This window comes from Pseudaminobacter sp. Soil_N_29 (assembly GCF_057656055.1).
Genome location: NZ_JBDGLC010000006.1, coordinates 91867 through 113418 on the forward strand (window position 1 = coordinate 91867; position 21552 = coordinate 113418).

The 21552-nt window shown below is 64.6% G+C and carries 21 protein-coding genes; 8 read left to right on the forward strand and 13 right to left on the reverse strand.

What is annotated here, in order from left to right:
• Positions 1-99 precede the first annotated feature (99 nt).
• A complete protein-coding gene (locus AC3A4H_RS14995; RefSeq protein WP_487767392.1) occupies positions 100-1323 on the forward strand; it encodes an argininosuccinate synthase in 1224 nt (407 codons plus the stop codon).
• Between the two features lie 70 nt (positions 1324-1393).
• Here AC3A4H_RS14995 and AC3A4H_RS15000 read toward each other — a convergent pair whose 3' ends face one another.
• Positions 1394-2209 (reverse strand): lytic murein transglycosylase, encoded by an 816-nt coding sequence (locus tag AC3A4H_RS15000; protein WP_487767393.1) that lies wholly within the window; start codon positions 2207-2209, stop codon positions 1394-1396.
• A 358-nt stretch (positions 2210-2567) separates the two neighbouring features.
• Between AC3A4H_RS15000 and AC3A4H_RS15005 the strand changes: the two genes are divergently transcribed.
• Together AC3A4H_RS15005 and AC3A4H_RS15010 are read left to right on the forward strand one after the other, a co-directional pair.
• Positions 2568-3230, forward strand: coding sequence for a TetR/AcrR family transcriptional regulator (locus AC3A4H_RS15005; RefSeq protein ID WP_487767394.1), 663 nt, complete (start codon positions 2568-2570; stop codon positions 3228-3230).
• 239 nt (positions 3231-3469) lie between these two features.
• Positions 3470-3724, forward strand: a complete 255-nt coding sequence (locus AC3A4H_RS15010) for a hypothetical protein (protein WP_487767395.1) — start codon at positions 3470-3472, stop codon at positions 3722-3724.
• Positions 3725-3836: 112 nt separating this feature from the next.
• On the opposite strand, the gene AC3A4H_RS15015 is transcribed toward AC3A4H_RS15010, so the two are convergent.
• Entirely contained in the window at positions 3837-6317 is a 2481-nt protein-coding gene (locus tag AC3A4H_RS15015) for a putative bifunctional diguanylate cyclase/phosphodiesterase (protein ID WP_487767396.1), read from the reverse strand.
• 356 nt (positions 6318-6673) lie between these two features.
• Here AC3A4H_RS15015 and AC3A4H_RS15020 point away from each other — a divergent pair, with 356 nt between their 5' ends.
• On the forward strand, positions 6674-7582 hold the full coding sequence (locus tag AC3A4H_RS15020; protein ID WP_487767397.1) for a bestrophin family protein: 909 nt from the start codon (positions 6674-6676) through the stop codon (positions 7580-7582).
• A gap of 61 nt (positions 7583-7643) precedes the next feature.
• Here AC3A4H_RS15020 and AC3A4H_RS15025 read toward each other — a convergent pair whose 3' ends face one another.
• The 6 genes from AC3A4H_RS15025 to leuB all read right to left on the reverse strand — a co-directional run bounded on the left by AC3A4H_RS15025 (position 7644) and on the right by leuB (position 14640).
• Positions 7644-9266 (reverse strand): ABC-F family ATP-binding cassette domain-containing protein, encoded by a 1623-nt coding sequence (locus AC3A4H_RS15025; protein ID WP_487767398.1) that lies wholly within the window; start codon positions 9264-9266, stop codon positions 7644-7646.
• Between the two features lie 142 nt (positions 9267-9408).
• Positions 9409-9804: a 30S ribosomal protein S16 gene (rpsP, locus tag AC3A4H_RS15030; protein ID WP_348778708.1), complete on the reverse strand. Its 396-nt coding sequence runs from the start codon at positions 9802-9804 to the stop codon at positions 9409-9411.
• Positions 9805-9838: 34 nt separating this feature from the next.
• A complete protein-coding gene (locus AC3A4H_RS15035; protein WP_348778709.1) occupies positions 9839-10174 on the reverse strand; it encodes a chorismate mutase in 336 nt (111 codons plus the stop codon).
• An 8-nt stretch (positions 10175-10182) separates the two neighbouring features.
• Entirely contained in the window at positions 10183-11763 is a 1581-nt protein-coding gene (gene ffh, locus AC3A4H_RS15040; RefSeq protein WP_487767399.1) for a signal recognition particle protein, read from the reverse strand.
• A 351-nt stretch (positions 11764-12114) separates the two neighbouring features.
• Complete coding sequence (locus AC3A4H_RS15045) at positions 12115-13149, reverse strand: aspartate-semialdehyde dehydrogenase (RefSeq protein ID WP_487767400.1); 1035 nt, start codon at positions 13147-13149, stop codon at positions 12115-12117.
• Positions 13150-13527: 378 nt separating this feature from the next.
• Entirely contained in the window at positions 13528-14640 is a 1113-nt protein-coding gene (gene leuB / locus AC3A4H_RS15050) for a 3-isopropylmalate dehydrogenase (RefSeq protein ID WP_487767401.1), read from the reverse strand.
• 274 nt (positions 14641-14914) lie between these two features.
• Between leuB and AC3A4H_RS15055 the strand changes: the two genes are divergently transcribed.
• Positions 14915-15295 carry a nuclear transport factor 2 family protein gene (locus tag AC3A4H_RS15055; RefSeq protein ID WP_487767402.1) on the forward strand — a complete coding sequence of 127 codons (381 nt, stop codon included), beginning with the start codon at positions 14915-14917 and terminating at the stop codon, positions 15293-15295.
• 148 nt (positions 15296-15443) lie between these two features.
• Here the strand turns inward: AC3A4H_RS15055 and AC3A4H_RS15060 are convergent, their stop codons facing one another.
• From AC3A4H_RS15060 to AC3A4H_RS15075, 4 genes are all read right to left on the reverse strand, one after another.
• On the reverse strand, positions 15444-15824 hold the full coding sequence (locus tag AC3A4H_RS15060) for a RidA family protein (RefSeq protein WP_487767403.1): 381 nt from the start codon (positions 15822-15824) through the stop codon (positions 15444-15446).
• An 11-nt stretch (positions 15825-15835) separates the two neighbouring features.
• Positions 15836-16666 (reverse strand): Ivy family c-type lysozyme inhibitor, encoded by an 831-nt coding sequence (locus tag AC3A4H_RS15065; RefSeq protein ID WP_487767404.1) that lies wholly within the window; start codon positions 16664-16666, stop codon positions 15836-15838.
• 227 nt (positions 16667-16893) lie between these two features.
• The gene (gene leuD, locus AC3A4H_RS15070) at positions 16894-17499 is read right to left on the reverse strand and encodes a 3-isopropylmalate dehydratase small subunit (RefSeq protein ID WP_487767405.1); all 606 of its coding nucleotides are present in this window, start codon (positions 17497-17499) and stop codon (positions 16894-16896) included.
• Positions 17500-17607: 108 nt separating this feature from the next.
• A complete protein-coding gene (locus AC3A4H_RS15075; protein ID WP_487767406.1) occupies positions 17608-18777 on the reverse strand; it encodes an NAD(P)/FAD-dependent oxidoreductase in 1170 nt (389 codons plus the stop codon).
• Positions 18778-18874: 97 nt separating this feature from the next.
• Between AC3A4H_RS15075 and AC3A4H_RS15080 the strand changes: the two genes are divergently transcribed.
• The 3 genes from AC3A4H_RS15080 (at position 18875) to AC3A4H_RS15090 (ending at position 21078) form a co-directional block, all read left to right on the forward strand.
• Complete coding sequence (locus AC3A4H_RS15080) at positions 18875-19753, forward strand: HpcH/HpaI aldolase/citrate lyase family protein (RefSeq protein WP_487767407.1); 879 nt, start codon at positions 18875-18877, stop codon at positions 19751-19753.
• A 141-nt stretch (positions 19754-19894) separates the two neighbouring features.
• On the forward strand, positions 19895-20101 hold the full coding sequence (locus AC3A4H_RS15085) for a DUF1737 domain-containing protein (protein WP_487767408.1): 207 nt from the start codon (positions 19895-19897) through the stop codon (positions 20099-20101).
• A 5-nt stretch (positions 20102-20106) separates the two neighbouring features.
• Positions 20107-21078, forward strand: coding sequence for a mitochondrial fission ELM1 family protein (locus AC3A4H_RS15090; RefSeq protein WP_487767409.1), 972 nt, complete (start codon positions 20107-20109; stop codon positions 21076-21078).
• 4 nt (positions 21079-21082) lie between these two features.
• Here the strand turns inward: AC3A4H_RS15090 and AC3A4H_RS15095 are convergent, their stop codons facing one another.
• The gene (locus tag AC3A4H_RS15095; RefSeq protein WP_348778721.1) at positions 21083-21502 is read right to left on the reverse strand and encodes a metallopeptidase family protein; all 420 of its coding nucleotides are present in this window, start codon (positions 21500-21502) and stop codon (positions 21083-21085) included.
• Between the last annotated feature and the right edge of the window lie 50 nt (positions 21503-21552).

Here is a 21552-nt window from a genome sequence, read left to right on the forward strand (position 1 = left end):
ATCGCACAAAGCTTGCCCGCCTCGCCGTTCCTGCTAAAAGTGCCGCCAGAAAGCGCGGTGCCGCAAGGGCGGCTGCGCGGCAACGGAAGCGGATCGACAATGTCCAAGTGGAAAGACGTCAAAAAGGTCGTGCTCGCCTATTCGGGCGGCCTCGACACCTCCATCATCCTGAAATGGCTGCAGACCGAGCTCGGCGCCGAAGTGGTGACCTTCACCGCCGATCTCGGCCAGGGCGAGGAACTCGAGCCGGCCCGCAAGAAGGCCGAGATGCTCGGCATCAAGGAGATCTTCATCGAGGACGTGCGCGAGGAATTCGTGCGCGATTTCGTCTTCCCGATGTTCCGCGCCAATGCCGTCTATGAGGGCGTCTACCTGCTCGGCACCTCGATCGCCCGCCCGCTGATCTCCAAGCACCTCGTCGAGATCGCCGAGAAGACGGGCGCCGACGCCATCGCCCACGGCGCCACCGGCAAGGGAAACGACCAGGTCCGCTTCGAGCTTTCGGCCTATGCGCTGAACCCCGACATCAAGATCATCGCGCCGTGGCGCGACTGGGCGTTCAAGAGCCGCACCGACCTGCTCGACTTCGCCGAAAAGCACCAGATCCCGGTCGCCAAGGACAAGAAGGGCGAGGCGCCCTTCTCCGTCGACGCCAACCTGCTGCACTCGTCGTCCGAGGGCAAGGTGCTGGAAGACCCGGCGGTTGAGGCTCCCGAATACGTGCATATGCGCACGATTTCGCCCGAATCCGCGCCTGACCAGGCGACCGTCATCAAGATCGGCTTCGAGAAGGGCGACGCCGTCTCGATCAACGGCGTGCGCATGAGCCCGGCGACGCTTCTGGCCAAGCTCAACGACTATGGCCGCGACAACGGCATTGGCCGCATCGACCTGGTGGAAAACCGTTTCGTCGGCATGAAGAGCCGCGGCGTCTATGAGACCCCGGGCGGCACGATCCTGCTCGCCGCGCACCGCGCCATCGAGTCGATCACGCTCGACCGGGGTGCGGCGCACCTCAAGGACGAGCTGATGCCGCGCTATGCCGAGCTCATCTATTACGGCTTCTGGTTCTCGCCGGAGCGCGAGATGCTGCAGGCGGCGATCGACCTCAGCCAGAAGAATGTCGAAGGCGAAGTGACGCTGAAGCTCTACAAGGGCAACGTCATGGTCACCGGCCGCGAGAGCGAAAAGTCGCTCTACTCCGACAAGCTCGTCACCTTCGAGGACGACCAGGGCGCCTATGACCAGAAGGACGCCGCCGGCTTCATCAAGCTGAACGCGCTGCGCCTGCGCACTCTGGCCGCTCGCAACCGCAGGGGCTGAGGCGACCAGACCCGCACAAAGAAAAACCCGGCGGAAACGCCGGGTTTTTTTTGTCCTTCGCCAAAAAGGATCAGTTGGCGATCAGGGTGGCGAATCTGGACAGCGCCTGCTGGTAGATCGTGGCGCGGTTCCATTCGTTCCAGATGGCGTAGTTGACCTCGCCCGGGCCGTAGCCGCCGCCAGCCTGCCAGCCGTGGCCCTTGAGGAAGTTGGCCGTCGAGGCCAGCACGTCGCCGGTGGAATGGATCAGGTCGCGGCGGCCGTTGCCGTCGAAATCGACGGCATATTGCAGGTACTTGGAGGGCAGGAACTGGGTCTGGCCAAGTTCGCCGAAGCCCGCGCCGCGCATCTGGTCGGCAGTGATGTAACCCTTCTGGGCGATCTCCAGCGCGGCGTCGAGCTCGTGCGTGAAGAAGGCCGAGCGGCGACAGTCATAGGCCAGCGTGGCCAGCGGCTGGAACACGCTCCTGTTGCCGGAATTGGCGCCGAAGCCGGTTTCCATGCCCCAGATGGCCAGCAGAACCTCGGGCTGGACACCATAGTGCTGCTCAATCTTGGCGAAGGTGGCGGCGTGGGTCTTCATCAGCCCCTTGGCCTTCTTGACGTAGGATGCCGGCGCGCGGCGCGCCATGAACTGGTCGAGCGTGCCCTTGAAGGCGCCCTTCTGGTTGCGGTCGATCTTGATGACGCCGGTGTCGTATTTCACGCCGGCAAGCGGCGAGGTATCGATGCCGCGGGCCCTGGCCTCTGCCTTATAGCTTTCCAGCCAGGCGGCGAAGCCGCTGCTGTCGTTGCCGCATTGCGCCGCATGGGCGCTGCCGGTCGCCAGACCGAGCACGGCAAAGGCGGCAGCCGCAAAAATCTTTCCCTTGGCTATGAAGGCCATGCTGTTCTCCTGAATGCCTGAATCACGTCGCTGTTGCGTCTTCCGCCAGCCGCGCGCCGCACGCTTGTCGCGTCATGGTTAAAATGACGTGTACAGCCCGTCCCGCTGGCACTGGGGAGCAAATTCCCCATGATCAAGGGCATAATGTGGCAAGCTGGCTCATATGTCTTGCGGGGCCCTTTCCATCCCCGCTTGAGGGGAATATCCGCTGCAGGGCGCGGGTGGGCGCGTGAGGCTGTCAGCAATTCACCCGGCCCGGAGCCTCGGTCCGACCCTCCCGCTGGGGCGAAATCCCGGCCGCGCTTGCTGGGCCGCCGTACGGCGTATATTGTTTCTGCCTGTCGCCTGTCAGGATCCCATGAGCCAGCCTACACCAACACCCGCCAGCCCCCGCGAACGCAAGAAGGCGCTTTTGCGCGCGGAACTGCTGGAGGCCGCGCATGAGCTGGTGAAGGAGGAGGGCTATGAAGGCCTGACGATCCGCAAGCTCGCCCAGCGCGTCGGGTATGCGCCGATGTCGGTCTATTCTTATTTCGCCGACAAGCACGCGATCTTGCTGGCACTGGCAGAGGACGCCTTCGAGACCCTTGCCCAGCGCATGGAACGCGACGCGCCGGCCGAGCCACTGGCGGCCTTGCGCAAGATCATGGAGGAATATGCGGTCTTCGCGCTGGAGAATCCCAACGAGTACCGCACCATCTTCATGACCCGCGACCCGGCGGGGCTCCGCGGGCAAGAGGTGACCGAGATAGGCAAGCTTGAAAGCGGGAACCCGGCGCTGCGCATCCTGCTGAAGCGCGTGCAGGCCTGCATCGACGCCGGCATATTCAAGGGCGATGTGCATGCCATCTCCACCCTCTTGTGGAGCTGCGGCCACGGCGCCATTTCCCTCCAGCTTGCCTTTCCCTTCTATCCTTTCGGCGAGCCCGGTAAATTTCTGGCGGCCTCCATGGAAGTGGCGCTGGCCGGGCTGATGGCGCAGAAGGTCGAAGCCCTCGTGCCGCCGGAAGAGCGCTGCTAGCCTAGCCCGCCCATAGACCCGACATCCTGCGGCCGCGCAACGACGCGCGGCAGATCCTGGCCAGCGCGCAGATGCCGCCACGGGCCGTCCATGCACGCCCGGCGCCCTTTCCCGTTTTTTTCTGAAGCCGCACCGCGACCGGACAATTTTTCGTACGCGTACGATTTTGGCTTGCAAACGCGAATTCATCTCCGTATATGTACGTCATATTATACACGTACAGAATTTTTGGAGAAATGATGATGCAAAAGACCCTTGTCGGCTTCGCCGCCCTTCTGACCCTGTCGGGTACCGCTTTCGCCGCCGATTTTGCCGACACGCTGCGCTATCCCGATTCCCCCCGCTTCGAGGCCGCGGCACCCAGGCTCGACTACTCCACGACCGCCTCGATCAAGACCGCAGGCACGGAAAAGACCACCGAACCGGTGTCGTCGCGCCAGACCTCCGGCGACAGCGCCGGGTCGGTGGCGCTGCCGGCGGGCAAGGCTCGCTAAGTCACCTCCCAAGACGAGCGAACGCAACGGGCGGCGGAGTTTTCAGCTCCGCCGCCCGTTTCATTTGTGCCGCCCGTCAAATCGGAGAGGGACGCATTCCGCCCCGCGCTCGTCAGGCCGCTGACGTTTCGTAATAGGTGCCGATGACCTCGGCCACGCGATCCCTGGCCACGGGCGGGCTGAACAGGAAACCCTGCAGCTCGCCGCACTGCTCCTTTTGCAGGGCGTGCAATTGCTCCACCGTCTCGACCCCTTCGGCAGTGGTGTCGATGCCGAGGCTGGCGCCAAGGCCAATGATGGCGCGCACGATGGCGAGCGCTTCGGGGCTGGCGCCGATCTCGCGGATGAAGGACCGGTCGATCTTCAGGCGGCTGAACTGGAATTGCCGCAGATAGCTGAGGCTGGAATAGCCGGTGCCGAAATCGTCCAGCGCGATGCGGGCGCCAAGGTCGCGGATGCGGCGCAGCGTGGCCAGGTTGGACTCGGTGTCGGCCAGCAGCACGGATTCGGTGACCTCGATTTCCAGCCGCGTCGGCTGCAACCCCGACAGCGCCAGCGCTTCGCCGATGGTGGCGACCAGTGCCGTGCCGCGGAATTGCACCGGCGAGACGTTGACGGCGACGACGAGCTGTCCCGGCCAGCCGGCCGCCTGGCGGCAGGCATCGCGCAGCACCCAGCGGCCGAGCGCGTCGATCATCCCGGTTTCCTCGGCAAGCGGGATGAAGACGCCGGGCGAGACCATGCCGCGCCTGGGGTTGTTCCAGCGCAACAGCGCCTCAAAGCCGCGCAGCTGCCCGGTCTTGACCGCGAAGATGGGCTGGAAATGCAGCTCGAACTCCCTGCCTATGTCCGCGCCGCGCAGCTCCATCTCCAGCGCGCGCCGGTCGCGCACCTGGCTGTCCATCTCGGGCTCGAAGAAGCGTAGCGAGCCCTTGGCAACGTTCTTGGCGCGATAGAGGGCAAGGTCCGCGCATTTGAGCAGGCTTTCAGTATCTGTCGCATCCTGCGGCGACAGCGCGGCGCCGACGCTGGCGGTGACCGAAACCTGCGAGCCCTGGACGGTACGGATGGCGGCAATCTCGTCGAGCAGCCGCCCGGCCAGGCCGCAGACCGCCTCGCGCGAGGCTGCGCCCGGAAGCAGCACTGCGAATTCGTCGCCGCCGAGCCGCGCGATAAGGTCGGAGCCGCGCAGGAGCTTGCGCAGGCGGCCGGTGATCTCAACCAGAAGCGCGTCGCCGGCAGCATGGCCAAGCGTGTCGTTGACCACCTTGAAGTCGTCGAGATCGAGCAGCAGCACCGCGAAGGCCGCCTCGTTCTGGGCAGCGCGCGCAAGCTCGCGGGTGAACAACGTGCGGTTGGCCACGCCGGTCAGCGGATCGTGCAGCGCCAGGAAGGTAACGTGCTCTTCGGCGCGCTTGCGCTCGGTGACGTCGACTATGGTCGACAGCGTGGCCGGCGCATGGTCCACCACGATGCCGCGCGCGTATTCCACCACGTCGAGCAGGCGGCCGTCGGCAGTTACATGGCGGGAGCTTGCTTCCCCGGGCGGGTGCTGCCCGGCGTCGGCGTCAGCGCGAAGTCCGGCCAGGCCGAGGGTGAAGAAGGCCTCGCGCTCATAGCCGTAGAGGCGCAGTGCGGCCTCGTTGACGTTCAGGAAATGCTCGCCGCTTTCGTCGCGCACATACATCGGCACCGGGTTTTCGTCGAACAGCGAGCGGAACAGGGTTTCGCGCGCCTTGAGCTCGCCGACATCGGTGAAGGTGACGGCCAGGAGATCGTCGGCGATCGCCACCCCGACCTTGAGCGAGACCTGGCGGCCTTCGAGCCTGTATTCCAGCTCGAAACTGGTGGCGCGGCGATGCTGTGCCGCCTCGCGAAAGCGGGCGAAGGCATCGGACAGGCCGGGCCGCACGAGCGCCTCTGACAGGAGGGCGAACTGCAGCCGGTCGGCCTGCGAGCCGAGATGATGGGCGGCCGCCTCGTTGATGCTGAGGATGGAGAAGTCGCGAATGACGCCGCCGCGCTCGACGGCGCTGAGGGCCATGATGCCTTCGCCGGTGGCGTTGATGAGCAGGCGCGCCAGGTTGAGCTGGCTGCGGCGTGGGCGCAGGAACAGCATGAAATAGTCGCCGCGCCAGCGGCAGGCGAGCGGCAGCGCCAGCGTCTCGACGGTGGAGACCATGCCGTCGACCAGCGCCCGGCACAGCGTCAGGCGCGGGCTTGCCGCCTCCCGCGCTGCCGCCAGCGCCTCGCCGATGGCCAGCGCGTGGGGCCCAAGCAGCCGCGTGGCCATGCGACCGACGCAAGCCTCGCCCACGATCGCCTCGAAGCGCGGGCCGGCACGCAGTATGACGGGCTCGTCGCCCTCCAGCTGGCGCACCACGGCCATCTCGTCGGCGAACCGGCCGACGCTGCCCAGCGCCATCTCTTCATATTGCGGCAGACCGCCCGAGGCTGGACGCACCGACTGCCAGCGGCGCAGGATCAACCTGACGTCGTCGAACTCGGTGTCGATGCGCAAAGAATCCCGCTCGGCGGCCTCGGCTTCCGGGGCCGGAAGCTGGCGGTTCGGCAGGAGCTGTGTCGTCGGCATGGGACTCCGGGTGTCGTTCGTAGCCGAAAGACCGGACACGCGCACGGGCCGCCGCGATAAACGTCGGGAAAGGGCGCCTGGGGCGGCAAATCGGTGGCTGGTTTTTCATACCGGGCGGGCCGGTGCGGCGGCTCGGCATCATGCCTCCGCGCCGGGATCCGCGCGGGCTGCCTGGGCCGAAACCTATGCGAGGCGACTTACCATTCGATTAAGCGGGTTGTCACACTCCCGTCATAATGCCACGTCGACAAGACCGACGAAGCGCGCGACAAAAAGCGTCGCGGATCATGCCGTGCCGCACCCTCCCCGCCGGCCATGATGGCCGCAAATTCCCGCTCTTGGAGAGCCCGCCGCCGATGATCGTTCGTCCCCGTCCAGGGCTGCTGAAACTGTTTTTCATCATGCGCGGCTCCATCGTGCCCCGCATCACGCCGCATATCATCGGCTTCGGCCTGTATGCGCTGGCGGTGGTGGCAGCGATCAAGGCGCTGGGGCTCGACTTCGGCAATTATGGCCTGGCGCCCTTCGGCCTGCTCGGCGTGACGCTGTCGCTCTATCTCGGCTTCCGCAACAACGCCGCCTATGACCGCTGGTGGGAGGCCCGCAAGCTCTGGGGGCAGCTGGTGTTCGAGATCCGGAATTTTTCGCGCGCGGCGCTGGCCCTGGTGCCGCCCGAAAGCGGCCAGGTGCGACCCCTGCTGATGGACGCGCTGGCCTTCTGCCACTTCCTGCGCGGCGAGCTGCGCAAGGTCGACGCGGTGGAAGAGGCGCGCGCCTTCATCGGCGCCGAAGCCGATACCGTGCTAGCCTTTACGAACAGGCCCGACGAGATGGTGCGGCGCATGGGACGCCGGATCGGCGCGCTCAAGCGGGAGGCCCTGATCGAGGCGATGGACTTCCGCATACTCGATGAGCGCCTGGCGTCGATCACCGCGCTGCAAGCCGGCTGCGAACGCATCGCCGGCACGCCGCTGCCCTTCGCCTACACCCTGCTCTTGCAGCGCTCGGCATATATCTTCTGCATGCTGCTGCCCTTCGGCCTGGCCTTCTCGGCAGGATGGGCCACGCCGTTCTTCACCGCGCTGATCGCCTATTCCTTCTTCGGTCTCGATGCGCTGTCCGAAGAGTTGGAAGACCCGTTCGGCACCCAGGCCAACGACCTCGCGCTGGACGGGCTGTGCCGCGTCTGCGAGATCTCGGTGTTCGAGGCGCTGGGCGAGGCTCCGCCCAAGATGACCGCGCCCGAGCGGTTTTATTATTCCTAGATGCCGTTTCAGGCAGGCCGAACGACTTCCAGCGCCAATTGAACGTCGACGTTCCGCCCGCTCAGCCCCGCAGGCCTGGGGCTTCCTGGCCGGTGCGCTCGACATATTCGACATAGCCGCCGCCATACTGGTGGACGCCGTCGGGCGTGAGCTCGAGCACGCGATTGGACAGTGCGGCCAGGAAGTGGCGATCGTGCGAGACGAAAAGCATGGTGCCCTCGTAGCGTGACAGCGCCTCGATCAGCATCTCCTTGGTGGCGATGTCGAGATGGTTGGTCGGCTCGTCCAGCACCAGAAGGTTCGGCGGGTCGAACAGCATGATCGCCGTGACCAGACGCGCCTTCTCGCCGCCCGAAAGCACCCGGCATTTCTTCTCGATCTCGTCGCCTGAAAAGCCGAAGCAGCCGGCGAGCGCACGCAGCGGCGCCTGCCCGGCTTGAGGGAAGGAGTCCTCCAGCTGCTGGAACACCGTCCTGTCTCCGTCGAGCAGATCCATGGCATGCTGGGCGAAATAGCCCATCTTGACGCTGGGGCCGCGGGCAACCGTGCCGTCGTCGGGCTCGGAGGCGCCGGCAACCAGTTTCAACAGCGTCGACTTGCCGGCGCCATTTATGCCCATGATGCACCAGCGCTCCTTGCGGCGAACCTGGAAATCCAGGCCCTCATAGATGATCCGGCTGCCGTAGCGCTTGTGCACATTCCTGAGCGTGACCACGTCCTCGCCCGAGCGCGGCGCCGGCTGGAACTCGAATGAAACCGTCTGGCGGCGCTTGGGCGGCTCGACGCGGTCGATCTTCTCCAGCTTCTTCACCCGGCTCTGCACCTGGGAGGCATGCGAGGCGCGCGCCTTGAAACGCTCGATGAACTTGATCTCCTTGGCGAGCATCGCCTGCTGGCGCTCGAACTGGGCCTGCTGCTGCTTGTCGGCCAGCTGGCGCTGCTGCTCGTAGAATTCATAGTCGCCGGAATAGGTCGTCAGCGAGCCGCCGTCGATCTCGATGATCTTGTTGACGATGCGGTTCATGAACGCGCGGTCGTGCGAGGTCATCAGCAGCGCGCCGTCATAGCCCTTCAGGAATTCCTCCAGCCAGATCAGGCTTTCGAGGTCGAGATGGTTCGACGGCTCGTCGAGCAGCATGACGTCGGGCCGCATCAGGAGGATGCGGGCGAGCGCCACGCGCATCTTCCAGCCGCCGGACAGGCCACCGACATCGCCATCCATCATCTCCTGGCTGAAACCGAGGCCGGCCAGCACCTCGCGTGCGCGGCCGTCGAGCGAATAGCCGTCCAGCTCCTCGTAGCGCGCCTGCACCTCGCCATAGCGCTCGATGACAGCCTCGAGTTCGTCGGCGCGGTCCGGGTCCACCATCGCGGCTTCCAGCTCGCGCAGCTCGGCGGCCACCGCGCTCACCGGGCCGGCGCCTTCCATGACCTCGGCCACCGCGCTGCAGCCGGCCATCTCGCCCACATCCTGGTTGAAATAGCCGATGGTGACGCCGCGCTCGACCGAGACCTGGCCCTCGTCGGGCAGATCCGCGCCGGTGATCATGCGAAACAGCGTCGTCTTGCCCGCGCCGTTGGGGCCGACCAGGCCGATCTTCTCCTGCTTCTGCAAGGTCGCGGAGGCCTCGATGAAGAGAAGCCGGTGGCTGTTCTGCTTGCTGACGTTTTCTATGCGGATCATGGTTTCGGACGCTGTGAAGTTGCGACGGCAGGCTGGCCACCGCGACTGACGCGGGTGCGGACGGATTTTGGGGCGGACGACGCGCGAAAAGAAAACGGCGGGCCAGAACCCGCCGTCTGCAATTTCAGCCGAAGCTTGAAAATTACTCGGCCGAAGCTTCTTCGGCGGGAGCAGCATTGGCGGCAGCCAAGGCCGCGGCAGCAGCTTCCTGGGCAGCCTTGATCGCGGCGGCGCGTTCCTGCGCCTTCTTGCCCGGCTCGCCCTTGGTCGGGTTGTTGCGGGCTTCGCGCTTGGTCAGGCCGGCTTCGGCGAGGAAGCGGGCGACGCGATCGGTCGGCAGGGCGCCGTGGCCAAGCCAGTGCTTGACGCGCTCTTCGTCGATCTTGACGCGCTCGGCGTCCTTGGCCAGCATCGGGTTCCAGGCGCCCACGGTCTCGATGAAGCGGCCATCGCGCGGCGAACGCACGTCGGCGATGACGATGTGGTAGTAGGGACGCTTCTTGGAGCCCGCGCGGGCCAGACGGATCTTCAACGACATTTTTTTCTCCTAGGGTTCGTTCTAATCAGGTGGTCTATTGTCCGCCGCGTGATGCGGAGGAATTTTCGGAGCCGTTCGACGAAGCGGCGATGGCCTCGTGATGGCGGATCACTTCGCGGATGATGAAATTGAGGAACTTTTCCGCGAAATCGGGGTCAAGCTGCGCGTCGTCGGCAAGGCGGCGCAGGCGGGCGATTTGCGCCTGCTCGCGCGCCGGGTCGGCCGGCGGCAGGCCGTAGGTGGCCTTGAGAAGGCCCACCGCCTGGGTGCAGCGGAAGCGCTCGGCCAGCATATGTACCAGCGCGGCGTCGATATTGTCGATCGAGGCGCGATATTGGGTGAGCAGGTTCTTGACGTCCAAATCGTTCATCGCAGCGCTCATTTCTTCTTACCCAACCCCGGAAGCCCGCCACCGAGGCCGGGCAGCTTCATGCCGCCGGGAAGGCCCGGCAGACCGCCATTGCCGCCGAGACCGGGCAGGCCACCCGGCAGGCCCTTGCCGAGGCCGGCGGCTTCCGCCTGCTTCTTCAGCGCCTCGAGCTGCTTGGGGTCCATCTTGGAGAGGTCGGGCATGCCGCCCATTCCAGGCATCATGCCGCCAAGGCCCATCTTCTGCGCCATACCGCCCATCAGGCCGCGCATCATGCCGCCGCCTTTGCCCTTGCCGCCCATGGCCTTCATCATGTCGGCCATCTGTCGGTGCATCTTGAGCAGCTTGTTGATCTCGGCAGCGTCGGTGCCCGAGCCGCTCGCGATACGCTTCTTGCGGCTGTGCTTGAGAATGTCCGGGTTGGCGCGCTCGGCCTTGGTCATCGAGGAGATGATGGCGAGCTGGCGCGCGAACATCTTGTCGTCGAAGCCGGCGGCGGCGATCTGGTCCTTCATCTTGCCCATGCCGGGCATCATTCCCATGATGCCGCCCATGCCGCCCATCTTCTGCATCTGCTGCAACTGGCCGGCGAGGTCGTTCAGGTCGAACTTGCCCGACTGCATCTTTTTGGCCATCGCCGCGGCCTTTTCCGCGTCGATGGTTTCGGCAGCCTTCTCAACCAGCGAAACGATGTCGCCCATGCCGAGGATGCGGTCGGCGATGCGCTTGGGATAAAACTCCTCCAGCGCATCCATCTTTTCGCCGACGCCGATCAGCTTGATCGGCTTGCCGGTGACCGCGCGCATGGAGAGCGCCGCGCCGCCGCGGCCGTCGCCGTCCATGCGGGTGAGCACCAGGCCGCTGATGCCGACGCGCTCGTCGAAATTCTTGGCGAGGTTGACGGCGTCCTGACCGGTGAGGCTGTCGGCCACCAGCAGGATTTCGTGCGGGTTCGAGGCGCGCTTGATGTCGGCCATCTCGACCATCAGCGGCTCGTCGATATGGGTGCGGCCGGCGGTGTCGAGGATGACGACGTCATGGCCGCCGAGCTTGGCCGCCTGCACGGCGCGCCTGGCGATGTCGACCGGGCTCTGGCCGGCGATGATCGGCAGCGTGGCGACATTGGTCTGCTCGCCGAGCTGGCGCAACTGCTCCTGCGCGGCCGGACGGCGCGTGTCGAGCGAGGCCATGAGCACTTTCTTGCCCTGGCGCTCGGTCAGCCGCTTGGCGATCTTGGCCGAAGTGGTGGTCTTGCCCGAGCCCTGCAGGCCGACCATCATGATGACGACGGGGGCAGGGGCGTTGAGGTCGATGGCGACGCCCTCGGCGCCCAGCATCTCGATCAGCTCGTCATGGACGATCTTGACGACCATCTGGCCGGGTTTGATCGACTTGAGCACGGCAGAGCCGACGGCCTTCTCGCGGACGCGATCGACGAAGGAACGCACGACATCCAGCGCCACGTCGGCCTCGATCAGGGCGCGGCGCACCTCGCGCAGGGCAGCCGAGACATCGGCCTCCGACAGCGCGCCACGGCCGGTGAGGCCGTTGAGAATGGAGCCAAGTCGCTCTTGCAGCGAATCGAACATCGTTCTTCCTTCTGTCTCTGACTGGTTTCCCCGCCAGAGGTAATGGTTCCGCGCGCAAGAGCCAAGCATCGAGGCCAGACAAAAGCCCAAAGCCGAAAAGCACCCGGGGGCGCATCGCGCTGCCGGGTGTTGGCCTCCGGGATCTCTTTATACCGCTATGGGTCCCGGTCGGCTGCTCGGAGTGGACTACTCGTCGCGGAATTGTGGGCGTGTAGACAGGAAAACGGGGGCGGAGTCAAGGCAAACCGCGCGTTTTGCGGGCCTGAAAGCCAAGAAAACCGGCGTTTGGCGCCGGTTTTCGAAGCGCGGTACGCCGGAAAGGTCCGGCGCGCCGGGGAACAGGAAATGCGGTCAGGCCGCCTTCTTCTTCGGCGTGATCAGGCCGCGCGCAACCAGAAGCTCGGCGATCTGTACCGTGTTCAGTGCAGCCCCCTTGCGCAGATTGTCGGACACGATCCACATGGCAAGGCCGTTCTCGACGGTAGCGTCCTCGCGAATGCGCGAGATATAGGTGGCGTCCTCGCCCGCAGCATCGATCGGCGTGACGTAGCCGCCGTCCTCGTGCTTGTCGATGACCAGGCAGCCCGGCGCCTCGCGCAGGATGTCGCGCGCTTCCTCCGGCGTGATCGGGTTCTCGAACTCGATGTTGACGGCTTCGGAATGGCCGATGAACACCGGCACGCGCACGGCGGTCGCCGTCAGCTTGATCTTGGGGTCGAGCATCTTCTTGGTCTCGGCCACCATCTTCCACTCTTCCTTGGTGTAGCCGTCCTCCATGAACACGTCGATGTGCGGGATGACGTTGAAGGCGATGCGCTTGGTGAACTTCTTGGCCTCGACCGGGTCGGCCACGAAGACGGCGCGGGTCTGGGTGAAGAGCTCGTCCATGCCTTCCTTGCCGGCGCCCGAGACCGACTGGTAGGTGGAGACGACAACGCGCTTGATTTTCGCCTTGTCGTGCAGCGGCTTCAGCGCCACAACGAGCTGGGCGGTCGAGCAGTTCGGATTGGCGATGATGTTCTTCCTGGAGAAGCCGACGATGGCATCCGGATTCACTTCCGGCACGATCAGCGGCACGTCCTGGTCGTAGCGCCAGGCAGACGAGTTGTCGATGACGACGCAGCCCTGCTTGCCGATCTTGGGCGACCACTCCTTGGAGATGTTGCCGCCGGCCGACATCAGGCAGATGTCGGTGTCGGAGAAGTCGTAGGTGTCGAGCGCCTTCACCTTCAGCGTCTTGTCGCCATAGGACACTTCGGTGCCCTGGCTGCGCCGGGAGGCAAGCGGCACCACCTCATCGGCGGGAAAGCCGCGTTCCTCGAGGATATTGAGCATTTCCCGGCCCACATTGCCCGTGGCGCCAGCGATCGCAACCTTGAAACCCATCTTCAGATTACTCCTGTCCCTCTCCGCTCGCTTCTTGGAGAAAGCCCGCCGGCCGTTGCGGGCTCTTCACCCCCGGGCCAGACCCGGGAGAGGGTGAGCAGGCCAAGGGAAATCAGACCGTAGTGGTCGTTTTTTTGGCCATGGTTTTGGTCGAAAGCAGGGACGCGGCTCCGCGCCCGACTCGATGGCTGTCATCGAGGCCGGGGAAGTCGAATGCGAGATGAGCCGAAAAATGGCCGCGCATCGGAGGGTTCCCTGTTCGCCGCCGCTTTTACGCGGTTTGCGCGAATAGTCAATGAGCGGGCCGACATGAAGACGGCCCGGACATTCCCCGGCCAGGCCGCAGCCTTGCCGGGAAATGCAGAGAGCGCCGGGGCGTTATGCCGAGAGCGACAGGAACTTCGCCACGATGGCGTCGCCCATCTGGACGGTGCCGACCTCGGTCTTGCCTTCCGACATGATGTCCTTGGTGCGCAGGCCATCGTCCAGCACGGCGGCGATCGCCGCCTCGAGACGGTCGGCCTCGGCCACCATGTTGAAGGAATAGCGCAGGCACATGGCAAAGGACGCGATCATGGCGATCGGGTTGGCGATGCCCTTGCCGGCGATGTCGGGCGCCGAGCCGTGCACCGGCTCGTAGAGCGCCTTGCGCTTGCCGGTGGCGGCATCCGGCGCACCGAGCGAAGCCGAAGGCAGCATGCCGAGCGAGCCGGTGAGCATGGCGGCCACGTCCGACAGCATGTCGCCGAACAGGTTGTCGGTGAGGATGACGTCGAACTGCTTGGGCCAGCGCACCAGCTGCATGCCGCCGGCGTCGGCAAGCATGTGCTCGAGCTGCACGTCGGCATATTTCGCCTTGTGGGTCTGGGTGACCACTTCCTTCCACAGCACGCCCGACTTCATCACATTGTGCTTTTCCATCGAGGTGACCTTGTTGCCGCGCGTGCGCGCCAGCTCGAAGGCCACGCCGGCGATGCGCTCGATCTCGTAGGTGTCGTAGACCTGCGTGTCGATGCCGCGCTTCTGGCCGTTGCCGAGATCGATAATCTCCTTGGGCTCGCCGAAATAGACGCCGCCGGTCAGCTCGCGCAGGATGAGGATGTCGAGGCCCTCGACCACTTCGGGCTTGAGCGACGAGGACGAAGCCAGCGCCGGGTAGCAGATCGCCGGACGCAGATTGGCGAAGAGCTGCATGTCCTTGCGCAGGCGCAGCAGGCCGGCCTCGGGGCGCACCTCATAGGGCACGTCGGCCCACTTCGGGCCACCGACGGCGCCGAACAGAACCGCATCGGCGGCCATCGCCTTTTCCATGTCGGCATCGGAGATCGACTGGCCGTGCGCGTCGTAGGCGCAGCCGCCGGCCAGGCCTTCCTCGGTCTCGAAGCCGGCGCCGAACTTGTCGTTCATCACCGAGATCAGCTTGCGAACCTCGTTCATTGCCTCGGGGCCAATGCCGTCGCCCGGCAGGAGAAGAAGCTTGCGCGTTGCCATCGGAGAAAACCTTTCAGAAAGCGGGTGAACCGGGGTCTTGCTAAACGCCAAGCGCCCGGCGCGCAAGACGGAAAGGCTTGGTGCAGGGATGGAAGTGTTTTCGGGTGCGCTGCTGGGCGCTTTCGGGATAGCGCCAAGTTCAGATGTGGCGCGCCGGCGCAAGGGGGTTCCCGGATCGTGTAACCTTGGACTCTGAAGCGCTTGCAGCGGTATCCTCGAATGCGAGGGGGCCAAGAGGCCCTGCGCGTGTACCGAAAACGGGAGGAAGATTGAGATGGAAGACAGCGAGATTCGAGCTGCTCTCGATCGCCACTGGGTCGCCTCCGACGCGAACGACTTCGAAGAGGAGCACCGGATTTACCGAGAGGACGCGGTGCTCGAGTATCCGCAGTCGGGGGAATGCATCCGCGGTCGGCACAACATCCAGTCATCTCGTTGCGCACAGCCGAACAAGAAGCGCTTCACGGTGCGGCGGATACTCGGCGCTGCTGACCTCTGGATCACGGAATTGATCCTGACCTATGACGGGCGACCGTCTTACACGGTAAGCATCATGGAATTCAGGGACGGGCAGGTGGCCCGCGAAACCCAATACTTCGCTGATCCGTTCGAGCCGGGCCCTTCGCGGGTTCAATGGGTCGAGCGGATGGCTTGAAACGCGATCGGCTTTCGGGTGTTGCTCAGTCTGCCGCAGCAAAATGCGCTGTGGTCCGCGTGTACCTTCACGAGGGGCGCGGGCTGTGGCGCGCGCGACGTAATCACGACAGGCGGGGTGTACCGAGAGCCTGTCGAGCCGATCGAGATCAACCCCGCCGCAGCGCCGTCACCTCGATCTCGATCTTCATTTCCGGCTTGTTGAGCTGGCAGACGATCATGGTCGCGGCCGGCCGGATCTCGCCGAACGCCTCGCCGAGGATGGGGAAGACGACGTCGACGAAACTCTGGTCGGTGATGTAGTAGTGCGCGCGCACCACGTCGGCGAGCGCGAAGCCGCCCTCCTCCAGCGCCCTGGCGATGGTGGCGAGGCAGTTGCGGGTCTGGTCTTCCACGCGGTCGGGCATGGTCATGGTGGCGTAGTCGTAGCCGGTGGTGCCGGAGACAAAACACCAGTCGCCCTGCACCACCGCGCGCGAATAGCCGGCGGTCTTCTCGAAGGGCGATCCGGTGGAGATGAGCTTGCGCATGAAACCTCCGTCTATTCTTCGCTGAAGGATTTTGTCATCGCCGCGCGGACCTCCGCCGGCCAGTTATCGAGCGGCGGCCAGGCGCGGGGGGTGGCGCCGCCGCTTTCCTGCGCGAAATAGACCGCCCTTTCCTTGGGGTCGACGGCGACGAAGCCGTTGCCCTCGCCGCAGGCATGCGGGATGCAGCCGCTGCCGTAGAAGACGCCGGAAGCGGTTGCTTCCAGCCCGCCGGAAACCGAGAGCGCCAGGACGACATCGGAGAACTTGTCGCCCAGCAGTTTGCGGGCGGCGGCGTAGAAGTCGCCATTGGCGAAGAGATCGTAGGGGTGGGCGACTTTCGCCGGGTCGAGATCGCCCCAGCGCGTGCCGGGTTGGGGCACATAGCTCATCTGCCCGGCCACGCGCAGCCCGTCCTCGGGCGACCAGTTCTGCACGTCGGCGGTGGCGCCGGGGCGCAGGTAGGGCACGAAATAGATGTTGTCGTCGGTGACGGCGGCCGGCGGCGCGCCGCAGTCCTCGCCCACTGTCGTGGTCTTGAGACCCCCGCCCTCCGGCTTCCAGACGATGACCGTGGCCGGGCCGCAGGCATTGCCGCCGTCGCCAACCGCAAACAGTGCCACCTTCGTACCCTGCAGCTCGACCGTGCGGTCGTAGAGCACGACATAGTTGCGCGCGAGCTGCTTGCCGTTGAAGGCAAGGATCCTGTCCAGGTTCGGGGTTTCGGTGATGGTCAGCGTTCCGCCCGCAAAGGGGATCGAGGTCGGCGGGTCTTCCTGCGCGAAGGCGGGCGCACTTGCGGCAAGGGCAAGCCCGGCGGCGAGGGAGAAAACGGTCCGGTTCATGGCAACCCCGAATCAGGAGTTTCGACATGGCCGGCAATATCGGCCCGAGGCGACGAATCTGCCCCGACCATGCCACAGGCCCGCGGGAGCTACCAGTTTTCATCTCGACCGGTATTTTTGTCCTGTGCCCATTGCCGGCCGGGTGCCTGCCTGAATGAAAAAAGGCCGCACGAGGCGGCCCTTTGCATATGTTTCAATCCGAAGCGGCGCGCCACGGATGCCGCAGCTTACGCCCAGGGGCGGGTTTCGGCGTATTTCTTCTCAAAACTGTCGATCGACGGGGCCTTTTCCATGGTCAGGCCGATGTCGTCGAGGCCGTTGAGCAGGCAGTGGCGCTTGAAATCGTCGAGGTCGAACTTGACCACGCCGCCATCGGGCCCGTGGATTTCCTTGGCCTCGAGATCGATGGAGATGGTCGCGTTGGCGCCGCGCGAGGCGTCGTCCATCAGCTTGTCGAGGTCTTCCTGGCTGACCGTGATCGGCAAAATGCCGTTCTTGAAGCAGTTGTTGTAGAAGATGTCGGCGAACGAGGTCGAGATCACGCAGCGGATGCCGAAGTCGAGCAGCGCCCACGGCGCATGCTCGCGGCTGGAGCCGCAGCCGAAATTGTCGCCGGCGACGAGAATCTGCGCCTTGCGGTAGGCCGGCTTGTTGAGCACGAAATCGGGGTTTTCCGAGCCGTCCTCATTGTAGCGCATCTCGGCGAAAAGCCCCGTACCGAGCCCGGTGCGCTTGATCGTCTTGAGGTAGTCCTTGGGGATGATCATGTCGGTGTCGACATTGACGATCGGCAAGGGAGCGGCGACGCCGGTGAGCTTGGTGAACTTTTCCATCGTATCTGACCCGTTCTGTTTCCGGGGAATGTTTCGCCCTTGCTTTACACAAAGCATGCGGTGAATCAAAGAGGCACCGCATGCGACATGTCCGGCAACAGCCTGCCCTTAGATGACGTTGAGTTCGCGGAACGGCCGGCCCTCTGCGATGCGGGCGTAGCCGAAGGCCGAGCAGTCGATGCTGCGATAGTCGCCATGGACCAGAAACTCGGCCAGCGCCTTGCCCACCGCCGGCGCCTGCTGCAGGCCGTGGCCGGAAAAGCCGTTGGCGAAGATGAAGTTTTCGACCTCCGGATGCGGCCCGATCACCGCGTTCTGGTCGAGCGTGTTGTAGTCGTAGTGCCCGGCCCAGGCGCGGGTGGCCTTGATCGCCTCGAAGGCGGGCACGCGCGTGGCCAGCACCGGCCAGATATTTTCCTCGAACAGCGACCAGTCGGGATCGAAATCGTTTGCGGCGGCCGGGCCTTCGCCCTCCTCGTTCTCCGCCCCGCCGGTGATGTAGACGCTGCCTTCCGGGCGCACATAGATGCCGCTGGGGTCGACCATCAGCGGCATGTCGGCGAGCTTGTCATGCGCCTCGAAGACGAAGACGCTGCGCTTGCGCGGCTCGACCGGCAGCCTGAGCCCGGCCATGGCCGCGACCTTGCCGGCCGACGGGCCAGCCGCGTTGAAGACGGTGCCGGCTTCCAGCCGCTCGCCGTTTTCCAGGGTGACGGCGGTGACGCGGTTGCCCTCGCGCTCAATGCCCGCGACGGCGTCGGTGATGAAGTCGACTCGTCTCTCGCGCAGGGCCTTGCGGAACAGCATCAGCATGGCGTGGGCGTCGAACCAGCCCTCGCCCGAGCGGCCATAGGCGCCGGCCGTGATGCCTTCGGTGGAGATCCAGGAAAAACGCTTCTGCAGGGCGGCCGCGTCCTCCAGCACGATGTCGGCGCCCTCGGCCATCTGCGCGGCGTGGTTCTGCTCGAGGATCGGCAGGCCGTTCTCGCCGGCAAGGATGAGATAGCCGCCCTCGCGGAAGCCGATGTCGGCGCCGGCGCCGAATTCCTGCTCCAGCCGGCGGAACAGGCCCAGCGTGAACTGCGACAGACGGATGTTTTCGGGGATCGAGAACTGCTGGCGAATGGAGGCGCAGGACAGCGTGGTGGACGAGTAGGTGAATTGCGGGTCGCGCTCGATCAGCGCGATGGAGCCCGTGAAGCCTTCGTCGCGCAGATAATAGGCGATGGAGCTGCCGACGATCGCCCCGCCGATGATGATGACGTCGTAACGCGCCATATGCATGTTCCCCAATGCTTGCGTTGTCTGGTCGTGCCTTATCAGGGTTTTGCGCGCCAGTCTTGCAAGAGCCAGCATTGCCGGGCAAGAAAGGCCAATGATGCAAGCCCCCCGTCTGCGCCGCTCGGTGCTCTATATCCCTGCCTCCAACGACAGGGCACTGGCCAAGCTTGCCTCGCTTTCCTGCGATGCGGTGGTGATCGACCTGGAGGACGCGGTAGCCCCTGGCGAAAAGGCTGCAGCCCGCGAAAAACTGGCAAAAATCTTCGGCAACCGCCCGGCGGGGGTTCGCGAGATGGTGGTGCGCGTTAACGCGCTCTCCAGCGAATGGGGTGCTAATGACATTGCAGCCGCAATCGCCTGCCGGCCCGACGGCATATTGCTGCCCAAGGTGGAGACGCCGCGCGACGTGCAGGAGGCCGGCGACCTGCTGGACGAGGCCGGCGCGCCCGAAACCCTGCAGCTGTGGGCCATGGTCGAGACACCGCGCGGGCTCATGAACCTCGGCGCAATCGCCGAGCTTGGCCGCGACGCCGGCTCGCGACTTTCGTGCCTGGTGGCCGGCACCAACGACCTGGCGGCCATGACCGGCGTGCTGGCCACGCCCGAGCGACGCTACCTGATGCCCTGGCTGATGCAGATGGTGCTGGCCGCGCGCGCCGGCGGGCTCGACATGCTCGACGGCGTCAGCAACGATTTCCGCGACCTCGACGCCTTTGCGGCGGAATGCGGGGAGGGCGCCGCCATGGGCTTCGACGGCAAGACGCTGATCCACCCCGCCCAGATCGCGCCGGCGGAAGCCGCGTTCTCGCCTTCGCCAGCCGCGCTGGCCGAAGCCGAGCGGATCGTGGCCGCCTTCGCGCTGCCGGAAAACGCCGGCAAGGGCGCGATCGGCCTCGACGGCCGCATGGTCGAGCTGCTGCATTGCGCGCAGGCCGAAAGGCTTCTGGCCAAGGCGGCGATGATTGCCAAGTGAGCCGAAAAGGCGTGGAATGGAACTTCGTTCGGGAAACGCTTTCAGAGAACGACGCCAAACAGGACATCATGGCTTCGGGCCAAACTGCATGCCCGCGGCCGAAACGATGCTCAAGGCAACAGCCATGACGGGGAATGACAGATGAAACTCTACCGCTTTCTCACCGGCCCGGACGATGCCACCTTCTGCCACAAGGTGACGGCCGCCCTGAACAAGGGCTGGCACCTGTTCGGCTCGACGACCTATGCCTATGACGCCGAAACCAAGACCATGAAATGCGGCCAGGCGGTGGTGAAGGATGTCGAGGGCCAGGAATACGACCCCAACATGAAGCTTGGGGAACAATAACAAGTATGAGGGTGTGGACAGTAAGCGAAGAGAAGGCCGGGACGCTGACCCAGTGCCTCGGTGTCGCGCAAAACCTGGACGCGAACCCGACTGCCAGGATTTTCAGGAAACAAACCCGAGTGGAGCGGATATTTTCTGCATTTCGGCAAAGCGTTGCAGAAAAACCTCCGGACATCCTCATCTCATGCGGAAGCATCTCCGAGCGTTATGTTGCGGAGATCAAAAGGGCCTATGGTGGCCGGCCGTTTGCCGTGCACCTTCAACCGCCCCGACGCGACCTGGACTTGTTCGACATGGTGTTCGTCTCCCGTCATGACTGGACGAAGGCGATGGAGCACAATCCGAAATATTTCAGGATGTCCGGTGTCCCTCATCGGATCAGCCCAGCTCTCCTTGCGACGCGAAGGGAGAGTGCGCGAGCGCGCTTTGCTCCTGGCGGGGAGCCTGTCGTTACCCTGCTCATCGGCGGATCGACCTGGGCCTACTCTTTCGACCGGCAGACCATAGATGGGATTGTCGCCACAGCAACTGATCTGGTTGGACGAGGTTACGTCGTTCTCGCATCGACTTCTCGCCGCTCGGAGCCGGAAATTCTTGCTCGGCTGACGGAAATAAATGATCCGCGTATGATCATCTGGGACCGTACCGGCGACAATCCGTACATCGACTATCTCGCAGCCGCCGACGCTTTCGTCATTACGGCAGACACTGTAACGATGGTGTGCGAGGCCTCGATGTCAGGAAAGCCGATACATATCTTTTCGCCGGCTCGACAGGGAGGGTCGCAGTTTGAACAGGAAAAGTTTGAAAAATTCGAACGGTTCCACGCTGACATGCATGAAAACCTTGGATTTACGAGACCGTTCCAAGGTGTGATGGAAGAGTTTTCGTACACGGTTGAGGATGAGACCTTGCGCATCTCGGCACTCATCAAGACGGCTTACGAAAAGAGGCAGTCCAGTCCTATCGGCAACTGAGCCGCTATGTTGCTTCTTCGATGCGCTCCATGTCGTCGTCACTGAGGCCGAAATGGTGGCCGATCTCGTGGATCAGCACATGGGTGACGATGTCGCCCAGCGTCTCCTCATTCTCGGCCCAGTAGTCCAGAATGGCGCGGCGATAGAGCGTGACGCGGTTCGGCCCCTCGCCGGTCTGCGGGTTCCAGCGCTCGGCGATGCCGCGGCCCTCGAACAGGCCGAGCAGATCGAAAGGCGTCTCCAGGGCCAGATCGTCCATGATCTCGTCGGTGGGAAATTCGGCGACCTGGATGACGACCTCGCCGGTCAGCGTGCGGAACTCCTCCGGCAGATGCGCATAGGCTTCCAGCGCCAGAAATTCCAGTTCCTCCAATGACGGAGAAAGCTGGTCGTGCCATGCGCGGTTCTTGTAGATACGGGCCATTCTGTTTCCTTTTGACCGCATATAGCCTTTTGGCTGGTGCCTTTCGAGTT